This is a genomic window from Brevundimonas sp., assembly GCF_016742135.1.
In the GTDB taxonomy this organism is placed as follows: Bacteria; Pseudomonadota; Alphaproteobacteria; order Caulobacterales; family Caulobacteraceae; genus Brevundimonas.
In genome coordinates, this window is the sequence record NZ_JACVCG010000002.1 from 120,242 (window position 1) to 134,612 (window position 14,371).

15 protein-coding genes are annotated in these 14,371 nt (G+C 66.6%); 6 read left to right on the forward strand and 9 right to left on the reverse strand.

Annotated features, from left to right (window positions below; genetic code table 11):
- Positions 1 to 46: 46 nt before the first annotated feature.
- On the reverse strand, positions 47 to 385 hold the full coding sequence (locus tag IBJ06_RS04110) for a P-II family nitrogen regulator (protein WP_292157541.1): 339 nt from the start codon (positions 383 to 385) through the stop codon (positions 47 to 49).
- Positions 386 to 512: 127 nt separating this feature from the next.
- Between IBJ06_RS04110 and IBJ06_RS04115 the strand changes: the two genes are divergently transcribed.
- A complete protein-coding gene (locus IBJ06_RS04115) occupies positions 513 to 1,352 on the forward strand; it encodes an NAD(P)H-hydrate dehydratase (protein ID WP_292157543.1) in 840 nt (279 codons plus the stop codon).
- Here IBJ06_RS04115 and topA read toward each other — a convergent pair.
- From topA to ruvX, 6 genes are all read right to left on the reverse strand, one after another.
- A complete protein-coding gene (gene topA / locus IBJ06_RS04120) occupies positions 1,339 to 3,957 on the reverse strand; it encodes a type I DNA topoisomerase (RefSeq protein ID WP_292157545.1) in 2,619 nt (872 codons plus the stop codon). The genes IBJ06_RS04115 and topA overlap by 14 nt on opposite strands.
- Before the next feature lie 384 nt (positions 3,958 to 4,341).
- Complete coding sequence (gene dprA / locus IBJ06_RS04125; protein ID WP_292157547.1) at positions 4,342 to 5,424, reverse strand: DNA-processing protein DprA; 1,083 nt, start codon at positions 5,422 to 5,424, stop codon at positions 4,342 to 4,344.
- On the reverse strand, positions 5,424 to 6,062 hold the full coding sequence (gene plsY, locus IBJ06_RS04130; protein WP_292157549.1) for a glycerol-3-phosphate 1-O-acyltransferase PlsY: 639 nt from the start codon (positions 6,060 to 6,062) through the stop codon (positions 5,424 to 5,426). The genes dprA and plsY overlap by 1 nt, the downstream gene beginning before the upstream one ends.
- 60 nt (positions 6,063 to 6,122) lie before the next feature.
- The gene (gene pyrC, locus IBJ06_RS04135; RefSeq protein WP_292157551.1) at positions 6,123 to 7,409 is read right to left on the reverse strand and encodes a dihydroorotase; all 1,287 of its coding nucleotides are present in this window, start codon (positions 7,407 to 7,409) and stop codon (positions 6,123 to 6,125) included.
- On the reverse strand, positions 7,406 to 8,392 hold the full coding sequence (locus IBJ06_RS04140) for an aspartate carbamoyltransferase catalytic subunit (RefSeq protein ID WP_292157553.1): 987 nt from the start codon (positions 8,390 to 8,392) through the stop codon (positions 7,406 to 7,408). The genes pyrC and IBJ06_RS04140 overlap by 4 nt, the downstream gene beginning before the upstream one ends.
- A gap of 51 nt (positions 8,393 to 8,443) precedes the next feature.
- Positions 8,444 to 8,908, reverse strand: a complete 465-nt coding sequence (gene ruvX / locus IBJ06_RS04145) for a Holliday junction resolvase RuvX (RefSeq protein ID WP_292157555.1) — start codon at positions 8,906 to 8,908, stop codon at positions 8,444 to 8,446.
- 71 nt (positions 8,909 to 8,979) lie between these two features.
- On the opposite strand from ruvX, the gene IBJ06_RS04150 reads away from it, so the two are divergent.
- Entirely contained in the window at positions 8,980 to 9,543 is a 564-nt protein-coding gene (locus IBJ06_RS04150; RefSeq protein ID WP_292157556.1) for a hypothetical protein, read from the forward strand.
- Positions 9,544 to 9,552: 9 nt separating this feature from the next.
- On the opposite strand, the gene IBJ06_RS04155 is transcribed toward IBJ06_RS04150, so the two are convergent.
- Entirely contained in the window at positions 9,553 to 9,867 is a 315-nt protein-coding gene (locus tag IBJ06_RS04155; protein ID WP_292157558.1) for a DNA-binding protein, read from the reverse strand.
- Positions 9,868 to 10,011: 144 nt separating this feature from the next.
- Here IBJ06_RS04155 and gatC point away from each other — a divergent pair, with 144 nt between their 5' ends.
- The 3 genes from gatC to IBJ06_RS04170 are packed head-to-tail and all read left to right on the forward strand — an operon-like array spanning position 10,012 to position 12,054.
- Positions 10,012 to 10,299, forward strand: coding sequence for an Asp-tRNA(Asn)/Glu-tRNA(Gln) amidotransferase subunit GatC (gene gatC, locus IBJ06_RS04160; RefSeq protein ID WP_292157560.1), 288 nt, complete (start codon positions 10,012 to 10,014; stop codon positions 10,297 to 10,299).
- Between the two features lies 1 nt (position 10,300).
- Positions 10,301 to 11,779 (forward strand): Asp-tRNA(Asn)/Glu-tRNA(Gln) amidotransferase subunit GatA, encoded by a 1,479-nt coding sequence (gene gatA / locus IBJ06_RS04165; protein ID WP_292157562.1) that lies wholly within the window; start codon positions 10,301 to 10,303, stop codon positions 11,777 to 11,779.
- Positions 11,776 to 12,054, forward strand: coding sequence for a hypothetical protein (locus tag IBJ06_RS04170; RefSeq protein WP_292157565.1), 279 nt, complete (start codon positions 11,776 to 11,778; stop codon positions 12,052 to 12,054). Before gatA ends, IBJ06_RS04170 begins: the two co-directional genes overlap by 4 nt.
- 331 nt (positions 12,055 to 12,385) lie before the next feature.
- On the opposite strand, the gene IBJ06_RS04175 is transcribed toward IBJ06_RS04170, so the two are convergent.
- Positions 12,386 to 12,709, reverse strand: coding sequence for a hypothetical protein (locus IBJ06_RS04175; RefSeq protein WP_292157567.1), 324 nt, complete (start codon positions 12,707 to 12,709; stop codon positions 12,386 to 12,388).
- 127 nt (positions 12,710 to 12,836) lie between these two features.
- Between IBJ06_RS04175 and gatB the strand changes: the two genes are divergently transcribed.
- On the forward strand, positions 12,837 to 14,309 hold the full coding sequence (gatB, locus tag IBJ06_RS04180) for an Asp-tRNA(Asn)/Glu-tRNA(Gln) amidotransferase subunit GatB (RefSeq protein ID WP_292157569.1): 1,473 nt from the start codon (positions 12,837 to 12,839) through the stop codon (positions 14,307 to 14,309).
- The last annotated feature ends 62 nt before the right edge of the window (positions 14,310 to 14,371 follow it).

Below are 14,371 nucleotides of genomic sequence, written 5' to 3' on the forward strand. Positions count from 1 at the left end.
GGGAGGAAAAATGAAAGACCGCCCACGGGGGACGGTCGGTGAGGGGTCAGACGGCTTGGGCGCCGGTTTCGCCGGTGCGGATACGGATAACGTCGAGGATATCTGAGACGAAGATCTTACCGTCGCCGATCTTGCCGGTGCGGGCGGACGTCTGGATGGCCTCGATCACGGCGGGGGCCAGGTCGTCACTGACCACGACCTCGATCTTGATCTTGGGCAGAAAGTCGATGACGTACTCGGCACCGCGGTACAGTTCGGAGTGGCCTTTCTGGCGGCCATAACCCTTGGCCTCGAGCACGGTCATGCCCTGCACGCCGACGTCCTGCAGCGCCTCTTTGACTTCATCCAGCTTGAACGGCTTGATGACGGCTTCGATCTTTTTCATGGCGTCCCCGAGGCGACCCGGAATTGGCCCGGACCTGGTCTGTGCACTCGGACCGCAATGGGACATTGCATTGCAGCATAAGGCAAGGCCCTTTTGATAATTATCATCATCCGTGAACGGAGGCGTCATGACCGTCCCACCTGACTCCGGAGACTGGAAGGATCGACTGCCCTGGCCGACGTCGGATACGCACAAGCACATGCGTGGGCGGCTGGCTGTCGTATCGGGCCCCGCCCACCGCACCGGGGCGGCACGGCTGGCCGCGCGGGCGGGGCTGCGCATCGGGGCCGGGCTGGTCAGGGTTATGGCAACACCTGCGGCCATCCCGGTCCTTGCCGCGTCTCTGGAGGCGGTCATGGTGGAGCCTTTCGACGGGGCCGAGGATCTGGGGCACCGGCTCAGGGAGGTGGATGCCGTGGTGATCGGCCCGGCCGCGGGACTGGGCGAGGAGACCGTCAGCAATCTGCGCGCCCTCGCCACGACCGGTGCCGTCCTGGTAGTCGACGCTGATGCGCTCAGCGTGTTCGACGGCCGGCAGGAGGATCTGTTCGCCCTGCTGGATCGCGACGATGTCCTGACGCCCCACAGGGGGGAGTTCGCGCGGCTCTTTCCGGATCTGGCCGATCTGCCCTCAACCGATGCGGCCGGCCAGGCCTCGGCGCGCGCGGACTCGGTGGTCCTGCTGAAGGGCCACGAAACGGTCATCGCCGCCCCGGACGGCCGGGTCGCGGTCAATCCGAACGGCACGCCCTGGCTGGCGACGGCGGGCACAGGCGATGTGCTGGCCGGCATGATCGGCGGACTGGCGGCCCAGCACATGGACAGTTTTGACGCCGCCTGCGCCGCAGCATGGATCCATGCCGAGGCCGCGCGCCGCTTTGGCCCGGGACTGATCGCCGAGGATCTGCCGGATCTCATTCCCGACGTTCTGGCCGGAATGGCGCCGAAGGACCTCAGGCCGTCTTAGGTTTGGCCTTGGCCTTGGCCGGGGCCTTCCTGGCGGGCGCTTTTTTTGCCGGAGCCTTCTTGGCCGCTGCCTTTTTGGCCGGCGCCTTCTTGCCCTTGCCGCCGGCCGCCGCCTTGGCCGCGACCAGTTCGAGGGCTGTCTCCAGCGTCAGGTCTTCGGGCGCCGTCCCCTTGGGAAGGGTCGCGTTGACCTTGCCGCACTTCACATAGGGGCCAAACCGTCCGGCCATGACCTGCACGGCGTCGCCGCTCTCCGGATGATTGCCCAGCTCCTTGAGCGGCGCCGTCTGACCCCGGGCCCCGCGCGAGGCCTTCTTCTCGGCGAGCAGGGCGACGGCGCGGTTCAGTCCGACCTCGAACACCTCCTCGATGTCCGGCAGGTTGGCATAGACGCCGTCATGCAGGATGAACGGTCCATAGCGGCCAAGGCCGGCGGTGATCGGCTTGCCGTCCTCGGGGTGCGGCCCGACCTGACGCGGCAGGGCCAGCAGGCGCAGGGCCTGTTCCAGCGTCAGCGTTGCCGGGCTCCACCCCTTGGGCAGGGAGGAGCGCTTCGGCTTGTCGGCCTCCGGCGGCGTGGTTTCGACATAGGGGCCGAAGCGCCCGATCTTGAGGGCGACCGGCTGGCCGGTATCCGGGTCGACGCCCAGGTCCCGGTCGCCGCCCTCAGCCCCACCGCCCGCATTGGATCCCGCCCCGAAACCGCGCGTGTACCGGCACTCGGGATAGTTGGAGCAACCGATGAAGGACGACTTCATCTTGAAGCTGGCCTTCAGATGCAGACGGCCGGACTTGCACAGGGGGCAGAGGCGCGGATCCGTGCCGTCTCCCTTGTCGGGAAAGAGAAAGGGACCGATGGCCGAATCCAGTTCGTCGATGACGCCCTGGCGCTCCAGAACCGCAGCCGTGGCGGGCTTCAGTTTGGACCAGAATTCGCGCAGCAGCGCCTTCCAGTCCATCTGGCCGGCCGAGACTTCATCCAGCTCGTTCTCAAGCGCGGCGGTGAAATCATATTCGACCCACTGGCCAAAGAACTGCTCGAGGAAGGCCGTGACCAGACGCCCGTTGTCCTCGGGATAGAAGCGGTTCTTGTCCATGCGGACATATTCCCGATCCCGCAGGGTGGTCAGGATCGAGGCATAGGTCGACGGTCGCCCGATCCCCAGCTCCTCCAGCTTCTTGACCAGGGTCGCTTCGGAATAGCGGGGCGGAGGCTCGGTGAAATGCTGGTCCGCGCGGATGGCCTCGACCTTCGCCACAGCGCCCTCTTTCAGGGCCGGCAGGCGGGTGGTGTCGTCCTCGTCGTCTTCCGATCCGGCGCGGGGCTTGTCATCGCGGCCTTCCTCATAAGCCGCGATGAAGCCGTCGAAGGTGACCACCTGGCCGGTGGCGCGAAGGGCGGTCTGACCGTCCGGCGTCTCGATCTCGACCGTCGTGCGGTCCATGCGCGCGGCTTCCATCTGGCTGGCGACCATTCGCTTCCAGATCAGCTCGTAAAGCCGGCGCAGGTCGTCCTCAAGGCGCAGCGAGTCCGGGTGGCGCGTGATGTTTGTGGGGCGGATCGCCTCGTGCGCCTCCTGGGCGTTCTTGGCCTTCACCTTGTAATAGCGCGGCTCGGACGGGACATAGGCGGGGCCGAACCGTTCGGCGATGACGTCGCGCGCCTGGGCGATGCCTTCCGGCGTCACATAAACCCCGTCGGTCCGCATATAGGTGATCAGGCCGCCCTGATCGTCAACGCCTTCGTACAGCTTCTGGGCGGCCTGCATGGTACGCTGGGCCGTAAAGCCCAGCTTGCGTGCGGCTTCCTGCTGCAGGGTCGAGGTGGTGAAGGGCGGCGAGGGGTTGCGCCTGACCGGCTTCTTCTCGATCGAGGTGATCGTGAACTGACCGGCCTGAATGGCATTGCGCGCGGCGGTGGCGGTCGCCTCGTCCTTGATGTCCAGTCGCTGGACGCGCTTGCCGGCGTGTTTGACCAGCCGCGTGGTGAAGGGCGGGCTGTCCGCCGTCAGATCGGCCTCGATGGACCAGTATTCCTGCGGCTTGAAGCGTTCGATCTCCAGTTCGCGATCGACCACGATGCGCAGGGCCACCGACTGGACCCGTCCGGCCGAGCGCGCGCCGGGCAACTTGCGCCACAGCACAGGTGACAGGGTGAAGCCGACCAGATAGTCCAGTGCCCGGCGGGCCAGATAGGCCTCGACCAGTTCCATATCCAGCTGGCGGGGGTTGGCCATAGCCTCAAGCACGGCGGCCCTGGTAATGGCGTTGAAGGTGACGCGCTCGACCTCGGTGTCCTTCAGCGCCTTCTTCTTTTGCAATACCTCCAGCACGTGCCAGCTGATGGCCTCGCCCTCGCGGTCAGGGTCGGTGGCGAGGATGACGCGGTCCGCGCGTTTGGCCGCCTCGGCGATTTCGGACAGGCGCTTGGCCCCCCGGGCATCGACCTCCCAGGACATGGCAAAGTCTTCGTCCGGCAGGACAGAGCCGTCCTTCGATGGCAGATCACGGACGTGGCCATAGGAGGCCAGAACCTCATAGTCGGAGCCAAGGTATTTGTTGATGGTCTTGGCCTTGGCCGGGCTTTCGACAATGACGAGATTCATGCGGGCGTGGGCTTTTCGGGGAAAGGAGGCCCGGGAGCGGGGCCGAAAGGAAGGCGGGGGAACGTGGTTCGCCTCTCGCCCCGTGTCAATCGCCAGGCCCGAAAACACGGTAAAGTAGACATTTACTATCAATAAGCGGTAAGGTAGCGTCGGTTCATCACCGAGGCACACGCATGCAGAATCCCGATCCCCGCCATGCCGCGACTCCCAGAATGACTGATGATAGCGCGGCGCTCCGCACGGAGCGTCCCTTCCGGGAATACATCAGCGCCATGGCGAGCCAGCTTGCGGACCTGGCACGCTCCAAATGCCAGGGCGATGAGCCGCTGGCGGTTGCCCTCGAACAGGCAGCGATCTTGGCAACCGGATCGCGGGATGACGGCCTTACCGGGAGGCCAATCCACCCGGCAACAAGCGCGCGCGGCCGACAAGGCTGAGCTCCAGCAGGGCCCCTGCAACGACAGAGGACGGCAACCCCAGGGACCGGGCCAGATCATCGCGAGGGGTTGGGGTCGGGGATAGGGAAGCCTCGACGGCCCTGAGCGTGGCGGTGTCGAGATCGGCGGAAATCTCAAGGGGTGTCGGGCGCTGCGGTTTGATCCGGACACTGCGAAGGTTGCCGAGTGCATCCAGTACATCCTCGACCCGTTCGCACAGGATCGCGCCGTCTCGCAGCAGGGAATTGGGACCACGGGACCGGGGGTCCAGCGGCGATCCAGGTACGGCGAACACCTCGCGCCCCTGCTCGGCGGCGAGGCGGGCGGTGATCAGGGAACCAGACCTGATTTCGGCCTCGACCACGATCACGCCGCGCGACAGGCCCGATATGACCCGGTTGCGCCTTGGAAAATCCCTGGCCTGGGCCCGGGTCCCCGGTGGGCTTTCCGACAGAATGCAGCCCTCGGCCAGAATGCGCTCGTACAGGTCCTGATTATCGGAGGGGTAGACGTCATCGACGCCGCCGCCCAACACGGCCACCGTTCCTGTCGACAGGGCACCCCAGTGCGCTGCGGCATCAATTCCCCGCGCCATGCCCGAAACGACGATCAGGCCGGCCTCGCCCAGTTGTGAGGCCAGCCCCCGGGCGATGCGCTGGCCACCGGCAGAGGCGATGCGTGCGCCGACAATGGCCACGGCCTCCTTCTGAAGACCGTCGAGGCTTCCTCTCGCCCAAAGCACCGGCGGGGCCGGGTCAACCGCTGCAAGCGTCTCGGGATAGTCTGCGTCTCCGATGACCAGCAGCCTCGCGCCAAGGGCCTCACCACTGGCGATCTCTGCCTCGATCCGGTCTCTAGGGGCGGCGGTATAGGTCGCGCCGCCCGCCTTGCGGATGACGCCGGGCAGGGCGTCCAGGGCTGCCTGCGCGCTGCTGTATCGCGCGATCAGCTGGGCGAAGGTGACGGGGCCGATCCGCTCGCTGCGGGCCAGTTGCAGCCGGGCAATCCGTTCGGCTGCCCCCAGCGCCATCAGGCGGACTTGGCGCCGATCCGGGGCTCCTTGCCCTTGATCAGCCGAATGATGTTGTCGAAGTGGCGCAGCCAGATCAGCGTCATGGCCGCCAGCGCCAGCAGAAAGACGCTGTGTGACGTCGGCAGGTCGAGGACGGCAATGGGCATGAGGGCGAGAGCCGGGGTCACCAGGGTCGCGACCAGTGCCGACAGCGACGACACCCGGAACACGGCTGCGGTCAGCAGCCAGACCGCTGCCGCGACCAGTCCCAGTGGCCAAGCCGCCGCCAGCATCAGACCAAAGAATGTCGCGACACCCTTGCCACCCCTGAAGCCCAGCCAGACGGGATACAGATGTCCCAGAAAGGCCGCGCCGCCCGCGATGGCCGCCACGGCATCATTGTCGGTAATCGCGCGCGCGATCAGCAGGGCCGCAGCCCCCTTTCCGGCATCAAGGATCAGGGTCGCAAACGCGAGGTCCTTGCGGCCGGTGCGCAGCACATTGGTGGCGCCGATGTTGCCCGACCCGATCTTGCGGACGTCGCCCGCCCCGGCGGCCCGGGTCAGAAGCACGCCGAAAGGAATGGAGCCGACCAGATAGCCGCCCACTGTCGCCGCCAGCAGCGTCAGCATCGCGATTCCCGCCAGATCCTGCACCTGATTCGGCCTCCCTTAATCCAGAGAGGGACGATGAGGCCTCGCAAGCGGAGCCGCAAGTCAGGTCGAAAAGATCGACCGCCCCCCGACCCAGGTCCGCTCCACCCGTCCCTGCAGACGACGGTTGTCGAACGGCGAGTTCTTCGACTTGGAACGCAGGGCATCGGCGTCGATCACAACGGGCGCATTCGGGTCGAGCAGGATCAGGTCGGCGGGTGCGCCCTCGGCCAGCCGTCCAGCGGCCAGTCCCAGCAGATCAGCCGGGCCGACGGTCATGGGCCTCAGAACATCCAGCAGCGGCAGGTCATCCTCGTGGTGCAGCCCCAGCGCGGCGGGCAGCAGGGTCTGCAGACCCACGGCGCCCGGCGCGGCCTCGGCAAAGGGGCGACGCTTGTCCTCGGCAGGGGCAGGGGAGTGGGCGGAGGTGATCACATCGATCCGCCCGTCGCGCACCGCCTCGATCAGCGCCAGCCGGTCGCTTTCGTCCCGCAGCGGCGGGTCCAGGCGGTAGAAGGTGCGATAGTCGCCAATGTCGACCTCATTGAAGCGCAGGTGGTTGATCGAGACACTGGCCGCGACCTCCAGCCCCCGCTTGCGGGCCCGGTCCAGGGTCTCCAGCGCCCCCGCCGTGGAAATCTGGTCAATGAGGAAACGCACGCCGGTCTGTTCGACCAGCGCCAGATCGCGCTCCATCTGCATGCGTTCGGCAATGGCCGGCACGGACGAGAGGCCCAGCCGCGTCGCCAGCTCGCCCGAAGTCGCCACGGCCCCCTTCGACAGCCACGGATCCTGCGGGCGACAGGCGATCAGGGCATTGAAGGCCGTGGCATAGGCCATCACCCGCATCAGGGTGCCGCTGTCGGCAATGACCTGATCGACATCGGTGAAATAGAGGGCACCGGCCTCCTGCATCAGGCCGATCTCGGCCATCAGGCTCCCCTGGCACCCCTGTGTCGCCGCCCCTGCCGTCAGGATGTTGACCAGCCCCAGCGCGGCCCCGCGCCGCTGGATGAAGTCGACCATGGCCGGGTCGTCGACCGCGGGTGCGGTATCCGGCTGGATCACCAGCGTCGTCACGCCACCGGCCGCCGCCGACAGGGCAGCGGATTTGAGCGTTTCCTTCGGCTCGGCTCCCGGTTCGCCGGTCTTGACCCGGATGTCGATCAGACCGGGCGACAGGCACAGGCCATCTGCATCAATGGTCTCGGCATCGTCGGGTGCAGTAAATGCGGCGCTCCTGACCACCTTGGCAATCCGGCCGTCCTCGACCCGCACGGCGCCCGGGCCGTCATAGCCGCTGTCCGGGTCCAGCAGCCGGGCATTCACGATCCAGACGGGCGCGCTCACAGTCCGGCCTCCTCGCGCCGCAGCGACAGGCCCGCCAGCACGGCCATGCGCGCCGAGACCCCCATCTCGACCTGGGTCTGGATCAGCGAGATCACCGGATCGTCGGCGATGTCGGAATCGATCTCGACCCCGCGGTTCATGGGGCCGGGGTGCATGACCCGCACGCCGGGCGCGGCGACCTTCAGCTTCTCGCGGTCCAGCCCCCAGAACCGGTAGTATTCGCGCGTCGAGGGGACCAGCGCCCCCTGCATCCGCTCCAGCTGCAGGCGCAGCATCATCACCACGTCGCAGCCCTCCAGCCCCTGCCGCATGTCGTGGAAGACCTCGCAGCCCCAGCGGTCGGCATCGCCCGGCACCAGCGTCGGCGGCCCGACCAGCCGCACGCGCGCCCCCATCATGGACAGCAGGGCCACGTTCGAGCGTGCGACCCGGCTGTGGGCCACATCGCCACAGATGGCCACCGTCAGACCGCCCACGTCGCCGAACTCGCGCTTGAGCGTCAGCAGGTCGAGCAGGGCCTGGGTCGGATGTTCGTGGCGTCCGTCCCCGGCATTGACCACGGCGCATCCGACCTTCTGCGACAGCAAATCTGCGGCCCCCGAGGCCGAGTGGCGCACCACCAGGATGTCGGGTTTCATGGCGTTCAGGGTGGCTGCCGTATCGATCAGGGTCTCACCCTTGGCCACCGAAGAGGCGCGCGGGCTCAGACTGACCACATCGGCACCCAGCCGCCGCGCGGCGATCTCGAAGGAGGCACTGGTGCGGGTCGAGTTCTCGAAGAAGAGGTTCACGACCGTACGCCCGGCCATCAGCTCCAGCGACTTGGTCGACCCCTGGTTCAGCTCGACGAAGCCGTCGGCCAGGTCCAGCAACTCGCGCGCGGTCTGCTCATTCAGATCGGTGACGGACAGGAAATGGTCGCGGGGAAACGGCCTCAGCCGTTCTTGAATGACAGTCAGAAGGTCTGAGTCAGGGCGAGCCATCGACGGGCGGCTATAGTCCGATGCGCGGCAAAACGAAAGCGCGAACCGCGATCAGCCGCGCAGACTGTCCAGTGCGCCCTGCAGAATCCACGCCGCGGCATTGCGGTCGACGACCTCGCCCCGGCGGGCGCGGCTCATATCCATATCGTCGATCAGGAACCGTTCGACGGCCGAGGTCGATAGCCGCTCGTCCCAGAAGGCGACCGGAATGTCGCGCAGGCGGTCGAGGTTGCGGGCAAAGGCGCGGCTGGACTGGGCGCGCGGGCCCTCGGACCCGTCCATATTGAGGGGCAGGCCGATCACCAGCGCCGTGGCACCCCGGCTGTCCATCAGTCGGAACAGGGCATGAGCGTCGTCGGTGAACTTCGTCCGGAGGATCACCTCGAATGGCGAGGCGATCATGCGCGTGGCGTCGGAAGCCGCGACGCCGATGGTCTTGCTACCGAGGTCCAGCCCAAGCCACGGCGTGCCGGGCGGGCAATGGGCGGCGAGGTCAGGCAGGGCGTGGACGGACACGTGTCAGGCGATAGGGCTTGCTGCCAAGGCTGTCAAAGCTGAAGCTGGTCGCGGGAAACGGGAGGCTGATCATGAAACGCATCATGATTGCGGGAACGTGCGGGCTGCTGATCAGCGGCCTTGCCGGATGCGATCGCCTGTCGGCGGCATGGGAGGGCTTCAACAATCCCGGGTCCGCCGCGCGATCGTCGACATCGACCGGCTCGACGCCGGCCCCCACCCCGGGCGGCGCCCTGGTCGAGGCCGGTCAGGCGGTGGTCCTCCAGCCAGAAACGGACGATTCGCTGCAGACCGCCGCCGCCGTGGTGGCGCTCGACTATCTGCCGGATCAGGGCGACCTGACCGCCAAGGTGTTCGGCACGGCGGGCGGCGACCCGGCCATGAACGGCCTCTATACCTACATCGCCTTCTTCCAGAGCCCGGCCGAGGGCTGGCGCGTGTTCCGCATCGGCGACTATCTGGACTACCAGATCCAGGCGGTGTCGGCGGGCCGCGTCGAACTGCGGCTCGGCGAAAGCGTCATGGATCAGGCCACCAGCGAGATCAGCAGCCGCCAGACCGCCCTCATCCTCAGCTTCACACCCGGCCCCGCCGGGGGCGTGCCCGAAACGGTGACCGTCACCCCGGCACGATAAAGGCAGCGCTCAGACGTCGTCGTCACCGACCGGGCCGCCCTCGCTTTCCATGCGGTTGATCTGGCGGGCATCCTTGCGCGTCCATTTCAGCCGTACCCCGACGCCACCACCGGGGGTGCCCGGGCTGTCTTCGTCGATGAAGACCGCGCCGGCCTGTTCCAGCACGGCGCGCAGAGCATCCCGGGTCGCCTGGCCGGGATCAACCTTGCCGCGCTCGAAGGCCGTCAGGGCCTCGACGTCGATGTTCGCCAGACGGGCGACCTTGTCGCGGGGCCATTCGACCAGGATGCGCGCCGCGCGCGCCTGAGGTCCGGTGATAATCATGGTGGGCTCCTTGCAGCCAGTCCCGGACCTAGCACGCGGCACGGGGGTCGACCTAGCCGCGCCGCCTTGTGAAACAGGGCCTGTCCCGCTAATCCCGCCGTGTCGGGCCGCGTGCCCGTTCACCCGAGTTGTGGAGAGGCCGGAATGGCGATCGACGCCGCGACGGTGCGCAAGGTGGCGCATCTCGCCCGTATCAAGACCCCCGAGGCGCGGCTGGAGCCGCTGGCCCGCGAGCTGAGTGGCATCCTGGACTGGATCGAGCAGCTGAACGAGGTCGATGTCGACGGGGTCGAGCCCATGACCTCGAACGTGGCCCAGCCCCTGCGCCTGCGCGAGGATGTGGTCACCGACGGCAACAAGGTCGCCGAAGTGCTCTCCAACGCCCCGAAGTCAGCGGATGGCTTCTTCGTCGTGCCCAAGGTGGTCGAATAGTATGTCCGACCTGACCAAATTGACCCTCAAGGCCGCGCTGGACGGGCTCAAGGCCCGCGATTTCTCGTCGGAAGAGATCACCCGTGCCTTCGTCACCAGTATCGAGACCGCCAATCCGGCCCTTAACGCCTATGTCGTCCAGACGACCGACAAGGCGCTCGACATGGCCCGCGCCTCCGACGCCCGGCTGGCGAAAGGGGAGGGCGGGGCGCTGGAAGGCGCACCGCTGGGCATCAAGGACCTGTTCTGCACCGACGGCGTCCAGACGACCGCCGGCTCCAACATGCTGAAGGGCTTTGTCCCGCCCTATGAGTCGACCGTCACGGCCAATCTCTGGGCCGACGGCGCGGTCATGCTGGGCAAGCTCAACATGGACGAGTTCGCCATGGGCTCGTCGAACGAGACCTCGGCCTTCGGCCCCGTACGGAATCCCTGGAAATCAAAGGCCTCGAACGCAGAGCTGACACCGGGTGGCAGCTCCGGCGGTTCGGCCTCGGCGGTCGCGGGTGACCTGTGCCTCGCGGCCACGGCGTCCGACACCGGCGGTTCGATCCGCCAGCCCGCGGCCTTCACCGGCACGGTCGGCATCAAGCCCACCTATGGCCGCGCCAGCCGCTTCGGCATGGTCGCCTTCGCCTCCTCTCTGGATCAGGCCGGGCCGATCACCAAGACCGTCGAGGACGCGGCCATCCTGCTGCGCTCCATGTGCTCCTTCGATCCGAAGGACTCGACCAGCCTCGACGTCGAAACCCCCGACTGGACCGCCAGCCTCGGCAAGGGCGTCAAGGGTCTGCGCATCGGCGTGCCGAAGGAATACGTCGTCGACGGCATGCCCGCCGAAATACAGGCCCTGTGGGACAAGGGCGTCGAGTGGCTGAAGGCCGCGGGCGCCGAGATCGTCGAGATCAGCCTGCCGCACACCAAATATGCCCTGCCGGCCTATTACATCATCGCTCCGGCCGAGGCCTCGTCCAATCTGGCCCGCTATGACGGCATGCGCTTCGGCCATCGGGCGACCGAAGCGAAATCGCTGACCGACCTTTATGAAACCAGCCGGGCCGAGGGCTTCGGGACCGAGGTCCAGCGCCGCCTGACCATCGGCGCCTATGTGCTGTCGGCCGGATTCTATGACGCCTATTACGTTCGCGCGCTCAAGGTCCGCCGCCGCATCGCCCAGGATTTCGATGCCGTCTGGGACAAGGTCGACGCCATCCTGACCCCCTCGACCCCCTCGGCCGCCTTTGCCCTGGGCGACAAGGAAATCGATCCGATCCAGATGTATCTGAACGACATCTTCACCGTGACCGCCAACCTTGCGGGTCTGCCCGGCATTTCTGTGCCCGCCGGTGTCGACAGCGGCGGCCTGCCCCTCGGCCTTCAGGTCATCGGCAAGGCGCTGGATGAGGCGACGGTGTTTCAGGTGGCAGACGTGCTGGAACAGTCGGCCGGGTTCGTCGCCAGGCCGGAGCGGTGGTGGTGAACGACCGCGGACGCCGAAACCTCGTAGGTTTGCTGGGCGGTTTTGGTGCCGCCTTGCTGTTCGGCGGCCTTTTTGCGGCCGGTACTATGGTCGTTCTCCCCTTTCAGGTCGGACTGGTGGACCTGTGGCGCGAGAACGCATTGGCGGATCCGGGCTTCTACTTTTTTGCCGGGTTCGCGATCCTCTTCCTGATCCTCGCCGGCGCAGGCGCCTATCTATGCCTTCGTGCCTGGCGGCTTTATCGAGACGGTCGACCAGGCCGGAATGATAGATGACGGGCATGCTCAAAGACATCCCAAGCCTCAGCGGCACCGGGGGTATCTTCGTGGTGATGGTTAGCTTCGGTTAGTCCTGCGGAATGTGAAACTAGCGCCGGCCCAAAGAGGTGCCCCATTGTCATCCCGGAATTCGCGCAGCGAATATCCGGGACGCACACCCTCAAAAAGCAAAACTCCCGGAAGACGGGGACCGTCTATCCGGGAGAAGGCATCTTTCGAGCAACGCGTCTTCCGGACCCTCACTGGCGTGAGCTCCGGGAGCAACAGACACGACGACCTGCCGTCCCGGATAGCGCCGGCGGCGCTTCCGGGATGACAAGGGCGCCCCTTACTCTTCCAGCGCTTTGATATCCGCGTCGATGGCGTCGATGATCGCCTGGGTCACTTCGCCCTGGGAGTAGGGCATGACCTCGGCCAGGGTCATGTCCTCGAACTGCGGGCGAGCCGGATGGTCGCTGATGCCGGGCAGGTGCTTCTCAAGGATGGCGGCGGTATCGGGATCGTCCAGCAGGTCCTTGATCGGGCTGTCGACGGTCGGGTTGGCGCGCACCGACACGGCGGCTGCTTCCGTGGCGTGGGCCGGGGCGGTCAGGCCGGCGAGGCTGCCGGTGGCGAGGGCGGTGGCGGCGAGGGCGGTGATGAATTTGGACATGGCGGGCGGCTCCAAGGTTAACGTCCCGCCCAGAGAACCCCGTTTTCACGACAGGCTCAAGACGGGATTCCCGACCCGCCCGCGAAAACACCTTCACCCCGTGCAAACACCGTCCTAGAAGCAGGGCATGACTGACACCGCGACCAACACCAAAACCATCAAGGGCCGTACCGGCGATTGGGAAATCGTCATGGGGCTGGAGATCCACGCCCAGGTGGCGTCGAAGGCTAAGCTGTTCTCGGGGGCGGCCGTCGGATTCGGCGCCGGCCCGAACGAGCAGGTGTCGCTGGTCGATGCGGGCTTTCCCGGCATGCTGCCGACGCTCAACAAATTCTGCGTGGAACAGGCCGTGCGCACAGGTCTGGGCCTGCGCGCCAAGATCAACACCTTCAGCCAGTTCGACCGCAAGAACTATTTCTACCCCGACCTGCCGACCGGCTATCAGATCAGCCAGCTGTATCACCCGATCGTGGGCGAGGGCGTGGTCGAGGTCGAGGCCGAGGACGGCAGCTTCTTCAACGTCGGCATCGAGCGCCTGCATCTGGAGCAGGACGCCGGCAAGCTGATCCACGACCTGTCGCCGACCGAGAGCTATGTCGACCTGAACCGCGCGGGCACGGCCCTGATGGAGATCGTTTCGCGCCCCGACCTGCGCACCCCCGAAGAGGCGGTCGCCTACGTCAAGAAGATCCGGACCATCCTGATCTATCTGGGCACCTGCGACGGCGACATGGAAAAGGGCAATCTGCGGGCCGACGTGAACGTCTCGGTCCGGCGTCCGGGCGAGCCCTTCGGCACGCGCTGCGAGATCAAGAACGTCAACAGCTTCCGCTTCATTTCTCAAGCGATCCAGTATGAGGCCCGCCGCCAGATCGAGATCCTTGAGGACGGCGGCTCGATCACCCAGGAGACCCGCCTGTTCGACCCGGTGAAGGGCGAAACGCGCTCGATGCGCTCCAAGGAAGAGGCGCACGATTACCGCTACTTCCCCGACCCCGACCTGCTGCCGCTGGAGATCGAGGAGGCGTGGATCGACGAGATCAAGGCCGGCCTGCCCGAGCTGCCGGACGACAAGCGCCGCCGCTTCATGAGCCAGTACGGCCTGTCACAGTACGATGCCGGCGTGCTGATCTCGGAACAGGCCAAGGCCGACTATTTCGAGGCGGCGGCGACTGGCCGCGATGCCAAGCTGGTGTCCAACTGGGTGACCAATGAGGTCTCGGCGCGTCTGGCGGCCGACGGCAAGGACTTCAGCGAGAACCCGCTTCCCGCAGGCCATGTCGCCGAGCTGGTCGAACTGATCGAGACCAATGTCATCTCGTCGAAGATCGCCAAGGAGGTCTTCGACCACGTCTGGAACGGCGAGGGCGCGCCAGCTGAGGTCGTCGAGAAGCATGGCCTGAAACAGGTCACCGACACGGGCGCCATCGAGAAGGCCGTGGACGAAATCATCGCCGCCAATCCGGACAAGGCCGCGGCCGTCGCCGAAAAGCCCCAGGCCATCGGCTGGTTTGTCGGTCAGGTCATGAAGGCGACCGGTGGCAAGGCCAACCCCGCTGCGGTCAACGACATCCTGAAGGCGAAGCTGGGTATTTCCTGACGCACTAACGCTCGCGACGCGGTCGCTCGCTGCTTGAGCGCGACGAAAAAAAGGGCCCGGAG

Excerpts from the sequence above, each read along its gene's own strand:
- gatB (WP_292157569.1), top strand. The coding sequence starts at position 12,837 with ATGACTGACACCGCGACCAACACCAAAACCATCAAGGGCCGTACCGGC.
- IBJ06_RS04175 (WP_292157567.1), bottom strand. The coding sequence starts at position 12,709 with ATGTCCAAATTCATCACCGCCCTCGCCGCCACCGCCCTCGCCACCGGC.
- gatC (WP_292157560.1), top strand. The coding sequence starts at position 10,012 with ATGGCGATCGACGCCGCGACGGTGCGCAAGGTGGCGCATCTCGCCCGT.
- topA (WP_292157545.1), bottom strand. The coding sequence starts at position 3,957 with ATGAATCTCGTCATTGTCGAAAGCCCGGCCAAGGCCAAGACCATCAAC.
- IBJ06_RS04140 (WP_292157553.1), bottom strand. The coding sequence starts at position 8,392 with ATGGCTCGCCCTGACTCAGACCTTCTGACTGTCATTCAAGAACGGCTG.
- gatA (WP_292157562.1), top strand. The coding sequence starts at position 10,301 with ATGTCCGACCTGACCAAATTGACCCTCAAGGCCGCGCTGGACGGGCTC.
- IBJ06_RS04115 (WP_292157543.1), top strand. The coding sequence starts at position 513 with ATGACCGTCCCACCTGACTCCGGAGACTGGAAGGATCGACTGCCCTGG.
- IBJ06_RS04155 (WP_292157558.1), bottom strand. The coding sequence starts at position 9,867 with ATGATTATCACCGGACCTCAGGCGCGCGCGGCGCGCATCCTGGTCGAA.
- dprA (WP_292157547.1), bottom strand. The coding sequence starts at position 5,424 with ATGGCGCTGGGGGCAGCCGAACGGATTGCCCGGCTGCAACTGGCCCGC.
- IBJ06_RS04150 (WP_292157556.1), top strand. The coding sequence starts at position 8,980 with ATGAAACGCATCATGATTGCGGGAACGTGCGGGCTGCTGATCAGCGGC.
- IBJ06_RS04110 (WP_292157541.1), bottom strand. The coding sequence starts at position 385 with ATGAAAAAGATCGAAGCCGTCATCAAGCCGTTCAAGCTGGATGAAGTC.